The organism is Campylobacter concisus (assembly GCF_002165785.1).
Lineage (GTDB): Bacteria > Campylobacterota > Campylobacteria > Campylobacterales > Campylobacteraceae > Campylobacter_A > Campylobacter_A concisus_W.
The window spans coordinates 66,578-85,073 of record NZ_NDYO01000008.1; the positions used below are offsets into that span (position 1 = coordinate 66,578).

The window sequence follows — 18,496 nt, forward strand, 5'->3', positions numbered from 1 at the left end:
TTTGGTAAAATTTGGTAAAAATATGGCATAATCTGCCAGTGAATAGGCGAACGGCTCGTCAAACAGCCCAGCTTCTTAGCAAAGCATTACCGCCCCTGGGGATAGAAACCTGTGTGAGGGTGTGGGTGGTCTCACCGCCTATTAGTAAAGGGTAGATGTGCCATAGGGTTACGCTACACGGCTTAATCGCCGTGCTATTGCAGGTTCAACTCCTGCCGCCCTTTACTTCTTTTTTGTATTCCCTATTAAACACGCTGTAAGCTTCTGCGTTTGCGAAGTCGTCGCGGTCAAATATCGGGCTTTTATCTCTAAACTTCATAAGTAAATTTAAATAAGCCTCTTTCGGGTTATCGCTCACTTCTAGCAAGGCTTTTAAATACTCGTCCTTGTAGCGCCCAAATGAAAAATCTTTGTAAATCGTCTTAGCGTTTAAATTTAGCGCATAAGCTACGGCGTGAGCCATAAGGCGCAAGTCGTCTTTAAAAAATGGCGACAGCTCGTAAAATAGATCTATGTCGTAAGTTTTCACGCGTCGCGCTTTATTATGATTTGCGTTAGAGTGTTGGTCGTGCCTTGCTCGCCTAAATCGTAATTTTTGCCTAGTATCGTTTCTTTGTTTCTAGCCGTTATTCTGCTATGTAGCTCAATATCGCTTAAATCTCTAGCTTCTTTTAATAGCCTATTGGCCATTATTTGATTTTTAATCGCCGTTTGTTTAAAAAAGGTTATCGCCCGTGCGTTATCGCTTACTGCCTGCGTTACGGCTTCGCGCTCGTATTCGTTTAGATCGGATAGTTCGGCTAGATACTCAGTACCTTTGGCTATCGTGCTTTTTAAATTTTTGGTTATGCCCTTAGTGATGTTATTTATCGCGCCTGCGCTGAGGTTAAAAAGCTTTTGTAGTGCTCTTTGGCTCATTCCTGCTTTATGCTTTGCTAATATCTGCGCTCTTACTTCGGGCGTTATTTTCATTTTACCGCCTTTAGCTCGCTTACGGCTTGATTTACCGCTTCGCGCTCGTATCTTACGGCGCGCCCTATCTTGACAAAGGGTAAAACGAAGTTAAAACGGTCTTTGTATTTGTCGCTTCTCATCTTGGTAAGCGTGCTTTGCGATAGGTTTAAAATTTGTCCTACCTGCTTTGGCGTTAATAGCTCCATTATTTGCCCTTTATGACGTTTTGAGGTATTTTAACGCGTATTAGGGTGTTCGTTGGTTTTGCGATGAGGTTAGGGGCTAGCCTTGCCCCTTTAGATTTATGATTAGCTTGCTTGTATATCGTTTTGCAAGCTCGCACCTTTTAAGGGCTTGTGCCATTTAAAAATCCCTTTGGCTTCTAGGGGATTATTTTTGTTAAAGTCCTCTTTGCTTTTATCACCAGGACTTAGGCGGCCAAGCTGTCTTTTTAAGTGCTTTACTTGTGCTTCTGCGTGCCTGAGTTCGTTAATGTAATAATCTACGAATAGCCACGCCTTAGCTCCTGCTTGATAAATAGCTTCATCTCTGCTAACGTCCTGGCTTTGCTCTAGTGTACTTATTAGCTCATCAAAGCTTCGAGCCTTTTCAAGCTCGTATAGTTTTACGTATCTCTTGGTTGTCATTTTTTTGCTCCTTAGTTGCTTTTGTGTCTTTCAGCGAATAGTCATCAAGTGTTGAGGCAATATCGAGTAAAATGCCACTAAGTAAATAAGTAGCGTTTAGCCTCTCATTGTCGTCTATGCTCTCGTGTTTATTTGCTAGTGCTAACATTAACGTTGATACTTGTCCTAATACGCAAGTTATTTCTATGCCTAACTCAAAATTCTTATTGATTTCATTAAAAACTAACTTCATTTTTGCTCCTTTAGTGATAATTTGCTTTTTAGCTCTGCATTCTCTCTTTGTAGCTCGTCAATTTCATCGCACAAGGCTACGTAATTACTAGCCAGCTTCTCAAACTTTGCTTTTGCTTGTTCTAGCTCGTCTTTTAATTGCTCGTTTTGCTCCTCTAGTTTGGCAAATAATGCGTTTGTTCTGCCTAGGCTTTGAAATGCTCTATCTCGTTCGCCTTTTAGCGCATGGCTCTCATAAAATAGAGAATATGCTACATCATAAAGCGTTTGTTCGCCTACCTCTGTGTTGCCGTTATTCTGCTCGATAACAAACTCATGAAACCTTTTAAACATTGGTCTGTCTGAATTGGTTGGGATTAACATTTGTTCTCCTTTAAAAGTATATTTACGCTATTAATTTTAAGCAAAATCATATTGTAACGATACTTAAAAGATTATTAACTAAAATAGCATAACAATATTTTATTTTTATTTTTTATTGCGTTATGCTATTATTTCATAAAAAAATAAAGGCTAAAAAATGGATAAAAACGAATTTCAAAACTTGTTAAATAAAGCTGGTATCAATAAAAAACGACTTAGTGAATTATCCAACATCCCTTACGCAACCGTTAATGCTTGGGGGTCACGCACTCCATATCCACCTTATTTAAAATTTATGCTTGAAAACTACATTAAGTCGCTTGATATGGATAAAATCGTTGAGGTGGTTAAGCCCTACACTGAAAGCAAAGAGGATTAATATCATTTGTAACGTTACACATGTCACCCTCTAGGGGTGTCATCACAACTGACCCCCTTTAAAAGCTGTATGAATTTAATTCACCTAGCTCAAAATTACGCTTAGAATAGGGCTTTTACGCTCTTTCTAGTGCTTATCTTGCTCGTTTTTTTAACCGCCGACCCCTGATTTTTTTAACCGCGACCCCGATTTTTTTTAGCCCCCTTGATAATTAATTTTTTCACTTAAGGATAAAGGGAGATTTTTTGTAACAAAAAGGTCATTGTAGGGTAGTTTTACAAGGGCACACTATACGTTGCTTTTCTTAAATTGTGATTTTCGCTCGTGCGTGGCTCGCTTGCTAAGCTCTAGCCCCTCGGTGTTGGCTTTGATTTTTGATTTTAAAAGATAGACAAAAAACGCTAAAAATATGGCAAGCGGTGGCAATCTCTGCAATACCCTTTTTTATAAAACCTTAAGCAAGCTAAAAAAGGGCTATTTTGGCTTAAGGTTAAAAGCCGTTTTCGTTTTTTTGTGAGATGATGATTTTAGGCTACTCGCTCGATGCCTGAAAATTAAGGCGACGGACAAATAGGCTACTTTATGGCATTACTACGTAAGCCAAAAATTAGGCTAACGCATAAAATTAGGGCTTCACTCACCCAAAAATTAGGGGCAGTGAATTTATCTTGCGTTGAGGTAATGAGCCAAAATTTAGGCTAGTTATGCTCTTAGTTCTCTTTTGTTCTCTTTTGACTTGTAGGGCTTGCTCGTGCCTTGTTCTTTAGTGGTCTTATCTAGTATGGATTTAAACTCATCTAGGGCGTAAGGGAGTTGTAAATTTAGCCTTTGCTTGAGAGGCAAGGGATTATCTTTGTTTTTGGGATTTATGCTAACTACGGCTTCGGATCGGTAGATAGGCAAATTTAGATTATTCTTTTTTGCCTTGTCATAAAAATACACTCTAGTTAATACCTCATTGTTTTTTAGATACTTGGTATTTTCAAAGCTAATAACCTCATCGCGAAAAGGGTCAAGGTTAAAGGGGCTATCCTTATCAAAACACAAATCAAGCGATGAAATGTTATTTATCACGCCTAGGAGCTCCGCTATTAACTCTTTGGGTGGTGGTGTCTTGTTATATTGCCTAAGTCCATAAACTTCAAATAACGCCTTTTGTGGCTCATTGCCTGACGATTTTAAAGTAGCGTAAAAAATAGGCAAGTCACTAAGAGCATAAATATTTACTATCTCATAATCTCGAAACTCGTAACGGCGTTCTATCTTGACGGCTTTTGCTGTTTGCTTATCCAGCTTTTGCCACTTTTTGCCATATTTTCGAGCGATCGATTTTAAAAGGTCGATTTTTTTATGTGTCTTTTGCGTAATAGCCTTTTTGTAAAAAGTCGCCCTTATGGTGTCTATGTAAATTTTGCTTTCGGCTGTATTGATAATGCTTGCAAGTTCTGCTAAAATATCCATTGAAATTAACTTTTAAGGGCGGTTTGTCTGCTCCGCCCTCTTTGACTTAACTATTTGCTTTTTATCGCATTAATCAATCTTTCGGCTAGCTTTACTTGACCTTTTGGTGTTATTAGAGTGATAAGGTCTAAGCATTGCTCGCCGTTTGGCTTTGTAAATGGTCGTGGTTCACGTCTAAAATATCCCATATTTAGATACTTTTGAAAAGGTTCGTTATTAAACATTAAAAACCCTAGTTCTCGCATTAAAGCGAATAACTGGTTTTGTCCTATAATTACGCCTTTATTTTTATCACAAAGCAATTTAGCATATTCGCCTATTTTTAAATCGCCGTGGCTACTCTCTATTGTCTTAGCGTATGCGATATAAGGCTTATTTTCTACCGCTTGGGCTTCAAGGCGTTTATTTTTCTCTAGCGTATCAGCATATCTTAGAGCTAGCTCAGCAAGTGAGCGAGGATTATCTAAAAGCTCTTGAATAGTAGTAGGGCGGTTATTGCTGTTTAGAATAAAATCGCTAGCCCAGTCTCTAAAAGCTATTGTTTGAGGTGTTTCGGTTAGCTTGAAGCCTAGGGTTATCACGCCCTTTTTAGTCCAAAACACCATTTTTTGGGCGTTAGATACCCCCGCCCGATTTGTAATGGGGGTCATTATTCTATCTTTGTTTTGAGTTACGTCTTGATAGTAAAAATGCACGCCCTCGATGTATTCAGTCGCTCCCTGCGTTCTTTGTTTTCTTACTGCTTCTTGTGTAACTCCAAAGCCCTCAGCTACTTGTCTATCTGATAAGCTCCACGTATCTTGATACTCCAAAACTTCTAAATCTAAATTATTAAACGTTACTATTGTCCTCATCGTTGTATCCTTGTTCTGTTAGTTCTCTTACCTGCTTTCTTAGGTTTTTGTTTATGTAAAATAAGTCGTAAGCCATATTTATTAACCCTTGCGGTGCTTCTTTCACACTCAAAACGCCGTAATCTCTCAAATGGCTAGTAAATTCTTTTATTTTTTTAGGCTCAATAGCGATAATCGCTCCGCCTTTGCCTGCTGTTGTTATTTCTAACCTCATCTTATTATCCTTTCTTGCGTTGAGGTGCATTGTTCGACGGCTTAGATTTTAGCCGTCGGATTTTGTCCTCTAGTTCGTTAATCTCTCTTGCTATTTGTAGCGATGTATCGTAAAAGCTAAGGGCTACATCTAACGCCTGCTTTGTTTGTTCGCTTATCTCGTCGTTGCTTATGGCTTTTGATAGGCTAGGGTTACGCTCTTTTACTATTAGCATAAAGCCTAAGTAAAAATCCTCTTCGCTCATATCGTCATATTTTGGCGTGTAGGCGTTCATCTTTCGCCCCCTTGCTCTGGTATCTCTCCGCCTTGTCTTTTATACATAAAGGCTTCGAGGTCATCACGTTTAAAGCGGATAGTTTGATTTGTGTAGATGATAGGTTTTGGGAAGTCGTCCATTTTTTGATAACGATAAAGAGTTGATAAGCCTATGCCTAGAAACTCCGCCGCCTCTTTTTTGTTAAATAAGTGTTGTGTTGGTGTCATTTTTTATCCTTTATCTTGATTTACAAAAGCCAACGTTAAAAACTTGCAAGTGTTATTAGTTTGCCTTGGTTTGATGTAAGAATTATGCGAGTTTTGAAATGATAAGACAACGAAAAATATTTTTAGTTGGTAGTTAAAGAAGTGGTAAATTTTTGTTATGTAGTCGGGGGTTGTAAGATATTAAAGCCCTTAATTAAGGGTTTCTTATTTGGTGAAAAATATTTTTAGTCAGCTTCTTTTGGGTAGTAAAATTTTACTACTGCATTAGCAAAAGCTGCTTTACTAAAAAAATCGTAAGCGTCTATTTCATAAATTTCTATTAGCCTTAGCATCTCTTTTTTAAATTCATCTTTGGCTTTTTGGTTGTTGGAAAAAGCCTCAAAATCATTTTTAAGCTCTTTGGCAAATTGAAAATACTTGTTGCCTTTATGTTCTAAATCGTAGAAGGCTTTATTTAACTCAGTTATCACGTTGCTCTTGTCTGGCATAAAATTACCAGAATACACATAAGGTTCATTTTCTCTGCCTGCTGGTGTGAAGTGAGAGGGAATGTTGTCTTTTATGCTAAATGCTTCTTTTAATTGCTCTATGCTATTTAAAAATAATTCATATCTTTTTACTGCTAAAGGTTTTTTGGCTTTTGAGGTAGTTATTCTTTGAAAAAAAGTGCAAAAATTATTAATTGCTTTATTCATAACTTCGTGATATATATCGCCGACAACGTTAAATTTAGTAAATATTGCAAAATCATCTATCGAAATATTTTTAACCTCGCCCTTTTCTACTTTTTTCAAAAAATCTAAAAAAATAGTTGTGGTTGTTAGGTCTTTTTGTTTATCTATCATAAAATCGCCGATAATATTGATAACTTCTCCTGCTTGTTCTTTTTTAATTTTCTCTGCAATTTCTTTGTTCTTTTGTATTTTATCACTGTAGCCTCTAGCCATTTTTTCACTCCTTTATTAAACTATCCAAATAATCACTCCACCACTGCATGAGCTCCGCCCTCTCGTCCAGTCTTTGGCTTCGATCGTAAATTGCTTTTACGCTGCTTCGCTCTTTATGGTCTAGGCAAAGCTCTATCACGTCGCTACTAAAGCCGTGATTTTTGATATTTTCATTTAGTAGCGTGCTTGCTGTCGTGCGTAAGCCGTGAAATACCATCTCATCGCCAAAGCCTAACCGCTTAATTGCTTGGTTGAGTGTGCTATCGCTTAGCGGCCTTGTTGCACTTATGCCACTAGGAAAAACAAAATCGCCCCTTTTATGCTCCAGCATTGTTTTTAAAAGCTTCTTGACCTGCTTACTCATTGGCATATAAAAAACTTCTCTTAACTTCATCGCTTCGGCTGGAAACGTGATTAAATTATTCTCAAAATCCACGTATTGCCATTTTAGTTCTCTCACGTTTGCACTACGTAAAAAGGTATTCACGCCAAAGATTAATGCCTGCTGTGTGCAAAACGAGCCCTGATAGTCCTGCATTGCACCTAATAGCTCTTTTAGCCTTTTAGGTTCGGTTATGGCTTTAAAGTGGTTATTTGATGAGGTCTTGAAAGCATCGTTAAAGATAATATCCCTTGTCGGATTGTGTTCTATGTAGCCTTTATTTACGGCTAAGTCCAAAATTTTACGAAGTAGCCTAAACGTTCTTAACGATGTTTCGTGTGTTATGCCTCTTTTTGCTTCTCGTGCTTGTATCTGCTCTATTGCGTGGGCGTAGTCCCTGCGTTTTAGCTCGGTTATGGCTTTATCGCCTAGATATGGGATTAGATTTTTTTCGATACGTCCGATTTGCTTATTAAAAGCGATTAGCCCTTTACTCTGCTCTTTGTCTATCCACTCATCGGCTACATCTTTAAACGTGATAGCCTTTTGCTTGGCCGTGGCTGTCTGCAAGTCCTCGCCCCTATCTCTTAGCCTCTCAAGCTCTAAGGCTTTCGCTCTTGCTTCTGCTAGCGTTATGCTTGGATATTTGCCTATTTTGATTTGCTTTGTCGTCCGCTTCTCGTCGCTCTCTTGATATTTGAAATAAAATGTTTTGGTGGTTTCTTTTTGGGTCTTGTATGCAAGCACGTATAAAAATTTCACTCCGTCATCTTTTACCCACTCACGATTTTTATTTTTGAGTGTAAATTTTTTTAGTGCCAAATCGTTTGTAAAGCTTGCCATTTCGTAACCCTTAATTTTGAGTGTATATCTGAGTGTAAAGACTTTTTTACACTCAGATATACACTCAAAAGAGTGATATTAGATGAAATGCAATGATAAGAAGTGAGAGCTTAAAAAGTGATAAAAGCCCTAAATTTAGGCTTTGAAAAGCATTTTTTGACAAGGTTTGAAAACCCCTGAAAACGTCTGTTGGTGGAGTTAAGCGGGATCGAACCGCCGACCTCTTGAATGCCATTCAAGCGCTCTCCCAGCTGAGCTATAACCCCAAAGTAGATTTTGACATTTTATCTTTTTATGCCTTACAATATTTTGAAATTAGTTTTAGTAAAATAAAATTTTAAGCAATTTTTGGATAATATTGCAAACTTTAATGCGGGAATAGCTCAGGGGTAGAGCACAACCTTGCCAAGGTTGGGGTCGCGAGTTCGAATCTCGTTTCCCGCTCCATTAACTTAGCCCGAGTGGCGGAATGGTAGACGCAAGGGACTTAAAATCCCTCGGTAGTTTTTACCGTACCGGTTCAAGTCCGGTCTCGGGCACCACGATATGGCGACATGGCCAAGTGGTAAGGCATGAGCCTGCAAAGCTTTGATCCCCGGTTCGAATCCGGGTGTCGCCTCCAAACTTCAAAAATAACTACTCGAAGGAATAACAGTGAGAAATTTACTTTTAGCAGTGTGTATAGCATTTTTTGTAGCCGGTTGTTCAAATACTTGGCATGGTGTAAAAGAAGATACTCATAATGCTAAAGAATGGACCAAAGAAAAGATAAATGATGGAGCTACATATATTAAAGAAAAAACAGAGTAAATTTTATAGATTATAGTAAATTTTAAGCAAAGTTGGTTATAATCACAAATCTTTAATTCGGGAGATGGCTGAGCGGTCGAAAGCGGCGGTCTTGAAAACCGTTGAGGTGTGAAAGCCTCCTGGGGTTCGAATCCCTATCTCCCGGCCATCCGTCTAATTCATTATTCATAATGCCTATAAGAAAATTTCTATAAATATTCAGCCCAAAATTTACTAGAATTAAAAATATCAGTAAATTTCTTATTTAAAGCAAGATACTGTAAGACAAGGGAAAATTTAAGAGTTTTTATACTTTATTTTGAGTTGCATTAAATTCTTAAAATAATATTTGTAATGCACATCCAAAGTACATAATAGTTCGTACTCCTATGTATAAATATATGTAAAATTAATAATATTGAATAAAGAATTTAAGACGAATCCAAAATAAGAATTTAAATTAAAAATTCATGGAAATAGCTTAAAGACAAAGTGGTAGCTATGTTTTATGTAGTCTAGGTTCTATTTATATTTAATAGGTAAAAGCACAACAGACAAAAAAATAAACTGCTTGCTGATAAATATTTTTTTGAAATATTATTTTGAGAGAATATCTAGCCACATAAAAGTAGCTAGATAAGGAAAAATTTCTAAAAATTTTAGATTTTTAAAAGCTCGGCTTCTTTTTCTTTTACAAGAGTATCGATTTTTGCAGTGTAGGTGTCAGTTATCTTTTGAACCTCATCCTGTCCCTTTTTGCTCTCGTCCTCAGTTATAGCTTTGTCTTTTTCAAGCTTTTTGACTTCATCATTTGCATCTTTTCTTACGTTTCTTATACTAACTTTGGCTTTTTCTCCCATTGATTTTGCATGTTTTGCATTTTCTTGGCGTTGCTCGACGGTCATAGGTGGAAAAAATAGCTTGACACTCTCACCATCACTATTTGGATTGACGCCGATATTTGCTGCTTGGATAGCTGAAGAGATCGCTTTTATCATGCTCTTTTCCCAAGGTGTGATAGCGATAGTTGAAGCGTCGCTTGTAAGCACAGTGGCTACTTGGTTGAGCGGAGTTGGTGAGCCGTAATAATCAACCATTACATGATCTACAATATTAATGTTTACCTTGCCCGTTCTAAGCGTTGTAAAGTCGCGTTTTAATGAAGCTATTGCTTTCTCGCAGCCTTCTTTTTGTGTTTCATAAATTTTATTTAGCATTGATGTCCTTTATTAGAAGTTTTGTACTTCGTTGATGATCTACTTTTAGAGATATTAAAACTTTGCGTTTATCGAGCGGTGGGTTAAATTTACACTCAAAAACACCATTTGTCATAGGTACCTTTTTAAAGCCATTAAAGCCGGTCATGAAAAAATTACCTTCACTAGCATTTGTATCAGTTTTTATAATAAGTTTGTCTATTGCATTATTTTGTGGATAGCTATCTGGAAATATCCACTGGGCATTTAAAAATTTGCTATTAAAAGTTAATGCTATTTTAGTACCGTTCATTACTGGTGTTCTATAAAGATCGTAAACATCACTCTTGTCTGAAACCGCACCTGAGTTTTGATTTAAAAGTGCTAAAAAACCAAATTCTTTTGCAAGTTTTACGACTCGACTATCGATCTCACCATAAGGTACTGCAAAGAATTTTGGCTTATAGCCCATATGTTTTTCAAAGGTCTCTACGCCCTTTTGAAAATCCTCTCTTAATGCCTCATCGCTAAGCTTTGTCATCCTCGGATGAGCGTACGAATGGTATCCAATCTCACCATAAGCCTCAAGTTCTTTAATCTGATCAAAATCCAAATAATCGCCATATTTATTCGCACTGGCTTCCACATAAAGCATTAGCGCAAATGGATAGTTATACTCTTTAAATACACTAAGGGCCTTGTCATAGAAACTTTTATAACCATCATCTACAGTAATGACAACCCAGTTATCAGGTATTCTTTCGCCAGCATTTACAGCATCAACTAACTTTGAGAGCTTAACGACTTCATAGCCATTATTTTTGAAATATTCAAACTGCTCTCTTAAATTTTTAATAGAAATATCAGTGCTTGTATGTCTTGGATCGTCAAAGCGATGATAGACTAAAATATGAGCGTCTGCTAAAGCAAATGTTAGCGTCAAGAATGACGCTAAAAGTGTTTTTATCATTGTTATTTTGCTGGAGTTTGTGGTGCGCTAGGAGCTGATGGTACGTCGTTTGACTTTGGTATGACTAGAGATTTACTATCGACGCTATCAACGATAGAGCGTTTTAGATCTTTATTGTAGAAGTATCCAAGTGCAAGTGTATTTAAGATAAATAAAATACCTACGATAAAAGTAAATTTAGCTAAAAATCCAGCTGGTCCTTTTGCTCCAAAAAGACTCTCGTTGCTTCCGCTATATGCCCCAAGTCCGATAGATGAGCTTTTTTGAAGTAAAACAGCGATAGTTATGATGGCAGCTAGAGCAAACTGTAAGATCAAAAATATTAAACTCACGAAATTTCCTTTAAATTTTTAAAAATAATTGTTTGCGATTATACAAGAAAAGATTTAAATTTTTAGTTAAAGTTCTTTTTCAAGCTCATAAAGCTCGTATCTTATGCTTTTAAAAAGCTCAGCTTGTTCTAAATTTATGAGCTTAAAGCACTCTTCAAGCACGCGAGCACTCTCCTGAGCACGCTTGAAATTTGCAGTGATTATCTCGTCTAAATTTTCTCTAGCTTGTTCGCTTTTCGTGCTAGTTTTTAAGACATCTTCTTGTGAATTTCTAAATTTTAATAATTCTTTTTGTGGTATCTTTGCTTTGTGGCGGAGAGATTTTATTTTATAGGCGAGCTTGGCGTCATCAAAGACATATCTTTTTATATCTTCAACAACGCGAAGCCCTTCTTTTAGTCTATTTAGATTCGCATCTATTACTCGGTAGATGCGCTCATCTTTAGTCATTTCTATTAAAAATTCCTAAAATTTGAAGCAGTGATGTAAATAGATTTACAAAATCAAGATACAAAGCAACTGCGCCTTCAACTGGTGTTTCGTAGTTTCCACGGATAATATTTTGCGTATCAAAAAGTATATATGCGCTAAATAAGATCGATGAAATACTTGCGATTACAAGTTGAAACATTGTACTTTTAACGAAAATATTGATAATAGCTGCTGCAACTATAACAATTAAGGTTATGAACAACATTTTACCCATTGTTGTAAAGTCACGTTTTGTATTCATTGCAAAGACACTTAATGCACCAAAAGCAACTGTTGTTAGTCCAAATGCTTGAGCTACAATACCAGCTCCACTTGGCATGGCAAGGATCGCTGAAAGTAGCGGAGTTAGCGTAAGACCACTTATGAAAGTAAACGCAAATAGAAGTATTAAATTTAATCCCTCTTTACGTTTAGCTGCCATTAAGCCAAAAAGTAGTGCAAACTCGACTATAACAAGTCCCCAAAACAAAAATCTATTTGCCGCAAAAACTCCAGCAATGCTAATACCTACATAGGCGCCAGCTGTTGCTGAAAGTAGTGATGCTGCAAAAAGTTGATAAGTTTGTTTTATAAAAGTGCTTAGTGAGCTTTGAGAGTACGCAAGTTCTTCTTGATTTTGTTTTGCGTAGTTCCTATCATACAGACTCATTTTATCTCCTTATGAATTTTTGAATGAGTTTAGCCTAAAATAATTAAACAATGAATAAAAAGAATTTTAACAAATTATATTAGTTAAAAATTTATATATTAAAGTATTTTTTAGATTAAATAAAAGTTGCTATAATCGCGTAAAAATATAAAAAATGGAGATAAATTTCTATGGATGACTCGCTACTTGAAGGTGCGGTAAAATTTATGGAAGATGGCTTTTTGGAGCATGAAGAGCTTTTTAAAAGTCTACAAAATAGACAAGACCCACATACCCTTTTTATATCCTGTGTCGATTCAAGAGTGGTGCCGAATTTGATAACAAACTGCCTTCCAGGCGAGCTTTTTATGGTGCGAAATATAGCAAACATCGTGCCACCTTATAGAGTGAGCGAGGAATTTTTGGCAACGACTTCGGCTATCGAATATGCATTAGAGCTTTTAAATATAAAAAATATCATTATTTGCGGACACTCTGATTGTGGTGGATGCGCAGCGCTTTATATGGATGAAAAAAAGCTCAAAACTACGCCAAATGTTAGAAATTGGATAAAGCTAATAGAGCCGATCAAGCGAGAAGTGCTTAAATTTACAAGTGACGATCTAGCAAAGATGGCGTGGCTAACTGAGAGATTAAATGTGATAAATTCGATCGAAAATATAATGACTTATCCAAATGTAAAAGAGGAGTATGAAAGAGGAAACCTTCAAATTTATGGCTGGCACTACATTATAGAAACTGGTGAAATTTTCAGCTACGATTTAAAAGAGGGCACATTCAAACTTTTAGCAGATAAAAGGGGTGAAAATGCGTAAAATTTTAACCATCGTCTTGCTCTCATTTTTAACTCTTTTTGGTGCCGAAGATAATAAAACGCAAGAAGAAAGCATCATAAGCCTAACAAATCAGATCTTAACTTTAAACAATCAAATCCAGATTATAAAAGCACAGCAAAAAGATACAAACTCTTCAAAAACAGATAATTCAAATTTAGCCAGCCTTCAGAAGAAGAAGAACGATCTTTTGGAAAAAATTCCGCTATATATCATGCAGATTGAAGTGACTCAAAGCGATATTGACAAATTTATTTTACAAAAAAATAATCTAGAAAAAAAAGTAGCTAGACTAGAAAAACAATCAAATAAAGACGCTTATATCCAAAGTGCCATTGAACTTGAAAAGATGAAAGTCGACTACGCTTACTACTCGGCACTCATCAGCCTTGAAGAGATATTTAAAAAAGGTGCTAAAGCAAACTCTATAAAAGAGGTGATAGATAACGGACTTTTAAATTTACAAACAAATTCTTACGTCAGTATAAAAGAGCTAAAAGATTCTCTAAATGAGACTTCAAGCTCTTACGATAACGCATTTGCCGAGCTTGATTTAAAAAAAGAGACTGATGAGGAAATTTTAATCTATCTTAAAAACAATGCCGATCTTCTAAGCTCAAGCATGATCTTATCAGAGCTAAATTTAGTAGATACGGTCGAATATATAAATAAGCTAACTTCTATAAATTCGGCAAAATTTAACGTTGGCAAGATCGTAGTTATAATCGCAGTATTTTTATTTTTTGTCTCACTTACAAGAATTCTTGCCAAGCTTACATACTGGCTTATGTCACTCATTGCTTCTGGCGAAGGCGTAAAGGAGGCAAAGGATCAGATAGTAGATATCGTTAAAAAGCCTATCTCTGCACTTCTTATCATTTATGCACTAAATATTTGTATCGGTGTTGGCTTTTATCCAGTACCAGTGCCACTAACTCTAGCAAATATCTTCTCGATCGTCTACATAGTCGCATTTTCATGGCTTGTTTTAACTATCCTAAATGGTTATGGCATAGTAATAATCGATAAAATTGCTCAAAAGAGTAGACGAAAAGAGGTTGTAAATTTAGTTTTAAAAGTAGTCTACGTAATTATATTAATAATCGCACTTTTACTAATTCTTCAAAAGCTTGGCTTTGATATATCAGCGCTCATAGCTTCACTTGGTATCGGCGGTCTTGCTGTTGCATTTGCTGCAAAAGATATCATCGCAAACTTCTTTGCTTCTGTTATGATGCTCTTTGATAACTCATTTTCGCAAGGGGATTGGATAGTTTGTGGTGATATAGAGGGTACTGTTGTTGAGGTTGGCTTTAGAAAGACGACTATCAGAAGTTTTGATAATGCTTTAATCTTTGTGCCAAACTCAAAACTAGCAAGTGATCCTGTTAGAAACTGGAGTAGAAGAAAAGTTGGTAGACGTATCAGAATGCTAATAGGCATTGAATATGGAGCGACAACTGATGAGATTAAAAAATGTGTAGATGACATAAAAACTATGTTGATAAATCATCCAGATATTGCCAAAAGCGAGGATATAACAGCAAAGAAAAAAGGGCTAAAATATAGACAAAGTATAGTTTCGGTTGATGATTATGCTGGGTATAAATCAAATTTATTTGTCGTGGTTGATGACTTTGCAGATAGCTCGATAAATATCTTAGTTTATTGTTTTGCAAAGACTATCGTTTGGGGAGAATTTTTAGATGTCAAGCAAGATGTAATGCTAAAGATTATGGATATTTTAAAGCAAAATGGTCTAAATTTCGCATTCCCAAGCCAAAGCTTGTATATTGAAAGTGTCAAAGATAAAATTTAAGGAGAAAACAATGAGTGATGATTTTGACTATGAAGAAGTAGAAGAAGACTACTCTGAATTTAATGACGATGAGGACGATAGTAGCGATAGTTATGACTATAATTACGATGAAAATGACTACAACTACGAAGATAGTGACGAGGACGAAGATAGTTACGACTCTTATTAGAATGACTTAATAAAATTTAATGGAATAAATTTACAGGGAGTTTTGTTTGACACACGATTTTGTAGATCAAAGTAGTTATAAAGCGATCGATGATATCTATAAAACGATATTAGACGTTATGATAGCTACGAATGTACTATCTTTGTTCCTTTTTATGATCATAGCTACACCACTACTTTTTATGTGCTTATTATTTATAGCAGCTGGAATATTGCTTAGAATAAAATTTGACATAAAATATAGAGTATTGATATCCCTTGCATTTCACCTAAATATCATATTACTTGTTACTATTATTGTTACTACTATGGGTTGGAATACTGGAATTTGGATAATACTTGTTGGTGTAATTTTTATAAACTACTTCCTAGCGTTTGATTCAAAGAGTCTTACTTATATAATGGCATTTTTAGAATTAATCTTGCTTATACTTCTTTATTTTATTCATAAAGATGAGGCGCCGCTGATCCCATCAGCTATACGAGGGACGATAGTCGTGTGCAGTATTGTTTTTGCTTTTTTTATTGTTTTAAGACTTTCAATGTTTGCAGATGTCATCACTTCTAGTGGATATCAGCAAATAAGAAAAGAGACAGAAGAGCTTGAAAAAGATTCAAATCATGATTTTTTAACGCAGCTTTTAAATAGAAGAACAATAGAAAAAACTTTAAGATTTGAACTAGTTGCTAACAAGGAAAGAAGCGGTAATACAAATTTAGTCATAATGCTAGGCGATATTGATAATTTTAAAAAAATAAACGATACATACGGGCATGACTGCGGTGATGAGGTCTTAAAAGATGTAGCCAGTGCTTTGAAGAAATCATTTAGAGGTAAAGACTATGTTTGCCGCTGGGGCGGAGAAGAATTTTTGATAATCTTGCCCGATACAAAGATAGAATTTATCCACGAAGTGAGCAAAAGGCTTAAAAAACAGATAAACAACGCAAAACTTCCAGATAAAACTCCAGTTACTATGACCTTTGGCATGCTAATATGTGCAAATGGTATTGAGGTGGATTTTGAGCAAGCCATAACTTTAGTAGATAAGCTGCTTTATGAAGGCAAGCAAAATGGCAAAGACCGTATCGAATTAGAAATTTTAAAAAAGGGCTCGGATGCGTAGAATTTCACTCTATACGACCCAAAAACTTATCATATTTTCAATATTATTAACTCACGTCTGTTATTTTTTCATTTTTTTATTTATGAAAGAAGAAATTCTAGCAGTTACGAATATATTTTCAGTAGCAACCTATCTTTTTCTTTTAAGGCTTATTTACGATAGTCCTGAAAATAACAAGATAACAATGCTGATAGTCCAGCTTGAAATTTTATTTCATGCATTGGTTTGTATGCTGACACTTGGATGGGGATATGGATTTGGGTTATTGTTTTTAGCATCGTCACTAATACTGTTTTTTACTTCATTTACCTATAAATTTTTTAACTACATAATAGTTGCAGTGCAAATAATTTTATCCATAGCCTGCTATGTATATTTAGACGGACAGCCTGTAAAAGATTTTGACGGCTTTAAAGATCTACTTTTTGTTTTTAACTTAAGTATAGTTTGTGTATTTTCGGTTATTATTTCGTACCTTTTGGAGAGCTCAAATTTATTTATATTTTTAAGCATCTTAGAGGAAAAAGAGATGGCTGAAAATATCTTAAATCACGATCCATTAACAGGACTTTTAAATCGCACTTCGATGCAGAAAATTTTAAGTCAAAACGATCTTTATAAAAATAGGGACTTTGCTATCGTTATGTGTGATATTGATAACTTTAAAAAGATAAATGACACTTATGGACACGGCGCAGGAGATGCTGTTTTAAGAAGCTTATCAGGCATATTTAAAAACACATTTAGAGATAAAGATAGAGTAGCTAGATTTGGCGGAGAAGAATTTTTAGCAGTCGTCTTGGGCGTAAAAAAAGACGCAGCTGTAAGTATCGTAGAGCGTGTGAGAGAGACTTTGAGTAAAAATATAGTTGAGTTTGAAAAAATAAAGATCAACGCAACTATGACTTTTGGAGTAGTTGCTCATGATGGTACGGGAGAATTTAGCTTAGAAAAGATGATAAAACAAGCTGATAATCTACTTTATGCTGGTAAGCGAAGTGGTAAAAATATCGTTATGAGTGCGGACTACGATCCAAAAGGATAAATTTAGAGGTCTGAGCCTCTAAATTTTAATGTCCATACATTATGTTTGGTAGCCAAAGCGAAATTTGCGGTATATAAGTAACCAAGATAAGGCCAAAGAATAAAGTGAGTGTCCACGGCAAGCATGCCATGATGACCTCTTTTAGATTCATATTTGTAAGACCGCTTGCGACAAATAAATTTAGTCCAACAGGCGGAGTGACCATACCTATCTCCATATTTACAACTAAGATAATGCCAAAATGTATCGGATCTATGCCAAGCTGCGTAGCTATCGGAAGCAAGAGTGGAACCATGATCATGATAACGCTTGAAGGCTCCATGAACTGACCCATGATAAAGAGCAAGATATTTACAAATATCAAAAATCCTATCATACCGATATTTGCGTCAAGTATCATCGAAGCGATAGCTTGAGGGATCTGCTCGCTAGTTAGCAAATATGCAAAAACAACGGCGTTTGCGATGATGAAAAATATCATGGCTGTTGTAAGAGCCGAGTCTAGGCAGATATCCCAAAGATCTTTTATCTTTATATCTCTATAGATAAAAAGTGAGATAAATAACGCATAGACCGCGCTTGCTGCAGCAGCTTCTGTCGGAGTAAAAATGCCTCCATAAATTCCGCCGATGACCACAACAACGATCAAAAGCGCCCAAAATGCTTTGGTAAATTTCTGCACTCTTACTTTAAATGGTTCAGCCTTAGTTGCTTTAAAGCCAAGTTTTTTTGCTCCGATATAAGTTTGAATAAGCATAAATGCGCCAAGCATAAGACCAGGTATGACGCCTGCCATAAAGAGCTTGCCTATACTAACCTCTGCTGTTACGCCGTAAACTATCATAACAACTGAAGGTGGGATCAAAATTCCAAGCGAGCCAGCCGTAGTTATGCCACCCACTGCGTACTCTTTTGGATAGCCAGCCTCTTTTATCGCTGCAAACATTATTGAGCCAATAGCCACAACCGTCGCAGGTGAGCTTCCAGAGACAGCTGCAAAGATGATGCAGGCAAATATAGCACTCATAGGCAAGCCACCTGGCAAGTGTCCGACCATAGACTTTGCAAAGTCGATGATACGTCTTGCTGAGCCACCTTTACTTAGTAAATTTCCAGCCAAGATAAACATCGGTATCGCCATTAGCGAAAATTTATTGATACCATCAAAAATTAGCTGTGGGATCGTAGCGATGTCGATATCTGTAAAAAATATCATCGTTAAAACCGTGCTCGTTCCCAGCGAAACTGCCACTGGCACGCCTATTAGCATCAGTGCAAAAAGTAGGATAAATAAAAATGCTATTGTCATCTTTTTTCT

Annotated in this window: 27 protein-coding genes and 5 tRNA genes; 11 read left to right on the forward strand and 21 right to left on the reverse strand. The window is 36.2% G+C overall.

What is annotated here, in order from left to right; genetic code table 11:
• Positions 1-205: 205 nt before the first annotated feature.
• The 6 genes from B9N62_RS07220 to B9N62_RS07245 all read right to left on the reverse strand — a co-directional run bounded on the left by B9N62_RS07220 (position 206) and on the right by B9N62_RS07245 (position 2,195).
• Positions 206-529, reverse strand: a complete 324-nt coding sequence (locus B9N62_RS07220; RefSeq protein WP_087584963.1) for a hypothetical protein — start codon at positions 527-529, stop codon at positions 206-208.
• Positions 526-972 carry a hypothetical protein gene (locus tag B9N62_RS07225; protein WP_087584964.1) on the reverse strand — a complete coding sequence of 149 codons (447 nt, stop codon included), beginning with the start codon at positions 970-972 and terminating at the stop codon, positions 526-528. The genes B9N62_RS07220 and B9N62_RS07225 overlap by 4 nt, the downstream gene beginning before the upstream one ends.
• Positions 969-1,160, reverse strand: a complete 192-nt coding sequence (locus B9N62_RS07230) for a helix-turn-helix domain-containing protein (protein ID WP_009492892.1) — start codon at positions 1,158-1,160, stop codon at positions 969-971. Before B9N62_RS07230 ends, B9N62_RS07225 begins: the two co-directional genes overlap by 4 nt.
• Positions 1,161-1,262: 102 nt before the next feature.
• A complete protein-coding gene (locus B9N62_RS07235) occupies positions 1,263-1,601 on the reverse strand; it encodes a hypothetical protein (RefSeq protein WP_087584965.1) in 339 nt (112 codons plus the stop codon).
• Positions 1,564-1,833, reverse strand: coding sequence for a hypothetical protein (locus B9N62_RS07240; protein ID WP_087584966.1), 270 nt, complete (start codon positions 1,831-1,833; stop codon positions 1,564-1,566). Before B9N62_RS07240 ends, B9N62_RS07235 begins: the two co-directional genes overlap by 38 nt.
• Positions 1,830-2,195 (reverse strand): hypothetical protein, encoded by a 366-nt coding sequence (locus B9N62_RS07245; protein WP_087584967.1) that lies wholly within the window; start codon positions 2,193-2,195, stop codon positions 1,830-1,832. Before B9N62_RS07245 ends, B9N62_RS07240 begins: the two co-directional genes overlap by 4 nt.
• A gap of 157 nt (positions 2,196-2,352) precedes the next feature.
• Between B9N62_RS07245 and B9N62_RS07250 the strand changes: the two genes are divergently transcribed.
• Positions 2,353-2,574, forward strand: coding sequence for an acyl carrier protein (locus B9N62_RS07250; RefSeq protein ID WP_087584968.1), 222 nt, complete (start codon positions 2,353-2,355; stop codon positions 2,572-2,574).
• A 288-nt stretch (positions 2,575-2,862) separates the two neighbouring features.
• On the opposite strand, the gene B9N62_RS10515 is transcribed toward B9N62_RS07250, so the two are convergent.
• The 9 genes from B9N62_RS10515 to B9N62_RS07290 form a co-directional block, all read right to left on the reverse strand.
• A complete protein-coding gene (locus B9N62_RS10515; protein ID WP_180382175.1) occupies positions 2,863-3,009 on the reverse strand; it encodes a hypothetical protein in 147 nt (48 codons plus the stop codon).
• A 267-nt stretch (positions 3,010-3,276) separates the two neighbouring features.
• Positions 3,277-4,035 (reverse strand): aspartate carbamoyltransferase, encoded by a 759-nt coding sequence (locus B9N62_RS07255; protein ID WP_087584969.1) that lies wholly within the window; start codon positions 4,033-4,035, stop codon positions 3,277-3,279.
• Between the two features lie 50 nt (positions 4,036-4,085).
• Positions 4,086-4,889, reverse strand: a complete 804-nt coding sequence (locus B9N62_RS07260) for a phage antirepressor KilAC domain-containing protein (protein WP_087584970.1) — start codon at positions 4,887-4,889, stop codon at positions 4,086-4,088.
• Positions 4,867-5,103, reverse strand: coding sequence for a hypothetical protein (locus B9N62_RS07265; protein ID WP_087584971.1), 237 nt, complete (start codon positions 5,101-5,103; stop codon positions 4,867-4,869). Before B9N62_RS07265 ends, B9N62_RS07260 begins: the two co-directional genes overlap by 23 nt.
• 4 nt (positions 5,104-5,107) lie before the next feature.
• Entirely contained in the window at positions 5,108-5,377 is a 270-nt protein-coding gene (locus B9N62_RS07270; RefSeq protein WP_087584972.1) for a hypothetical protein, read from the reverse strand.
• Positions 5,374-5,586 carry a helix-turn-helix transcriptional regulator gene (locus tag B9N62_RS07275; RefSeq protein ID WP_087584973.1) on the reverse strand — a complete coding sequence of 71 codons (213 nt, stop codon included), beginning with the start codon at positions 5,584-5,586 and terminating at the stop codon, positions 5,374-5,376. Before B9N62_RS07275 ends, B9N62_RS07270 begins: the two co-directional genes overlap by 4 nt.
• A 224-nt stretch (positions 5,587-5,810) precedes the next feature.
• Positions 5,811-6,533 (reverse strand): hypothetical protein, encoded by a 723-nt coding sequence (locus B9N62_RS07280; RefSeq protein ID WP_087584974.1) that lies wholly within the window; start codon positions 6,531-6,533, stop codon positions 5,811-5,813.
• Positions 6,534-6,537: 4 nt separating this feature from the next.
• Entirely contained in the window at positions 6,538-7,758 is a 1,221-nt protein-coding gene (locus B9N62_RS07285) for a tyrosine-type recombinase/integrase (RefSeq protein WP_087584975.1), read from the reverse strand.
• A gap of 190 nt (positions 7,759-7,948) precedes the next feature.
• A tRNA-Ala gene (locus B9N62_RS07290) sits at positions 7,949-8,024 on the reverse strand.
• 106 nt (positions 8,025-8,130) lie between these two features.
• Between B9N62_RS07290 and B9N62_RS07295 the strand changes: the two genes are divergently transcribed.
• The 5 genes from B9N62_RS07295 (at position 8,131) to B9N62_RS07310 (ending at position 8,716) form a co-directional block, all read left to right on the forward strand.
• Positions 8,131-8,205, forward strand: a tRNA-Gly gene (locus B9N62_RS07295).
• An 8-nt stretch (positions 8,206-8,213) separates the two neighbouring features.
• A tRNA-Leu gene (locus B9N62_RS07300) sits at positions 8,214-8,300 on the forward strand.
• A gap of 6 nt (positions 8,301-8,306) precedes the next feature.
• A tRNA-Cys gene (locus B9N62_RS07305) sits at positions 8,307-8,380 on the forward strand.
• 32 nt (positions 8,381-8,412) lie between these two features.
• Positions 8,413-8,568, forward strand: coding sequence for a hypothetical protein (locus tag B9N62_RS10520; protein ID WP_180382176.1), 156 nt, complete (start codon positions 8,413-8,415; stop codon positions 8,566-8,568).
• 58 nt (positions 8,569-8,626) lie between these two features.
• Positions 8,627-8,716, forward strand: a tRNA-Ser gene (locus B9N62_RS07310).
• Between the two features lie 490 nt (positions 8,717-9,206).
• Here B9N62_RS07310 and frr read toward each other — a convergent pair.
• The 5 genes from frr to B9N62_RS07335 form a co-directional block, all read right to left on the reverse strand.
• On the reverse strand, positions 9,207-9,764 hold the full coding sequence (gene frr / locus B9N62_RS07315; protein ID WP_072595202.1) for a ribosome recycling factor: 558 nt from the start codon (positions 9,762-9,764) through the stop codon (positions 9,207-9,209).
• Entirely contained in the window at positions 9,754-10,713 is a 960-nt protein-coding gene (locus B9N62_RS07320; protein WP_087584976.1) for a polysaccharide deacetylase family protein, read from the reverse strand. The genes frr and B9N62_RS07320 overlap by 11 nt, the downstream gene beginning before the upstream one ends.
• A gap of 2 nt (positions 10,714-10,715) precedes the next feature.
• Complete coding sequence (gene secG, locus B9N62_RS07325; protein WP_087584977.1) at positions 10,716-11,045, reverse strand: preprotein translocase subunit SecG; 330 nt, start codon at positions 11,043-11,045, stop codon at positions 10,716-10,718.
• Positions 11,046-11,111: 66 nt separating this feature from the next.
• The gene (locus B9N62_RS07330) at positions 11,112-11,495 is read right to left on the reverse strand and encodes a thiamine-phosphate pyrophosphorylase (RefSeq protein WP_087584978.1); all 384 of its coding nucleotides are present in this window, start codon (positions 11,493-11,495) and stop codon (positions 11,112-11,114) included.
• The gene (locus tag B9N62_RS07335; RefSeq protein ID WP_084109905.1) at positions 11,488-12,186 is read right to left on the reverse strand and encodes a Bax inhibitor-1/YccA family protein; all 699 of its coding nucleotides are present in this window, start codon (positions 12,184-12,186) and stop codon (positions 11,488-11,490) included. Before B9N62_RS07335 ends, B9N62_RS07330 begins: the two co-directional genes overlap by 8 nt.
• 170 nt (positions 12,187-12,356) lie before the next feature.
• Here B9N62_RS07335 and B9N62_RS07340 point away from each other — a divergent pair, with 170 nt between their 5' ends.
• Genes B9N62_RS07340 through B9N62_RS07355 form a run of 5 tightly spaced genes read left to right on the forward strand, consistent with a single transcriptional unit; the run spans position 12,357 to position 17,178 of the window.
• Positions 12,357-13,001, forward strand: coding sequence for a carbonic anhydrase (locus B9N62_RS07340; RefSeq protein WP_087584979.1), 645 nt, complete (start codon positions 12,357-12,359; stop codon positions 12,999-13,001).
• Positions 12,994-14,838, forward strand: coding sequence for a mechanosensitive ion channel family protein (locus B9N62_RS07345; RefSeq protein WP_087584980.1), 1,845 nt, complete (start codon positions 12,994-12,996; stop codon positions 14,836-14,838). Before B9N62_RS07340 ends, B9N62_RS07345 begins: the two co-directional genes overlap by 8 nt.
• A gap of 10 nt (positions 14,839-14,848) precedes the next feature.
• Positions 14,849-15,007 carry a hypothetical protein gene (locus B9N62_RS10525; protein WP_021091126.1) on the forward strand — a complete coding sequence of 53 codons (159 nt, stop codon included), beginning with the start codon at positions 14,849-14,851 and terminating at the stop codon, positions 15,005-15,007.
• Positions 15,008-15,053: 46 nt separating this feature from the next.
• Entirely contained in the window at positions 15,054-16,133 is a 1,080-nt protein-coding gene (locus B9N62_RS07350) for a GGDEF domain-containing protein (RefSeq protein WP_257640220.1), read from the forward strand.
• Entirely contained in the window at positions 16,126-17,178 is a 1,053-nt protein-coding gene (locus B9N62_RS07355) for a GGDEF domain-containing protein (RefSeq protein ID WP_087584981.1), read from the forward strand. Before B9N62_RS07350 ends, B9N62_RS07355 begins: the two co-directional genes overlap by 8 nt.
• 25 nt (positions 17,179-17,203) lie before the next feature.
• Here B9N62_RS07355 and B9N62_RS07360 read toward each other — a convergent pair whose 3' ends face one another.
• On the reverse strand, positions 17,204-18,487 hold the full coding sequence (locus B9N62_RS07360) for a TRAP transporter large permease (RefSeq protein WP_087584982.1): 1,284 nt from the start codon (positions 18,485-18,487) through the stop codon (positions 17,204-17,206).
• Between the last annotated feature and the right edge of the window lie 9 nt (positions 18,488-18,496).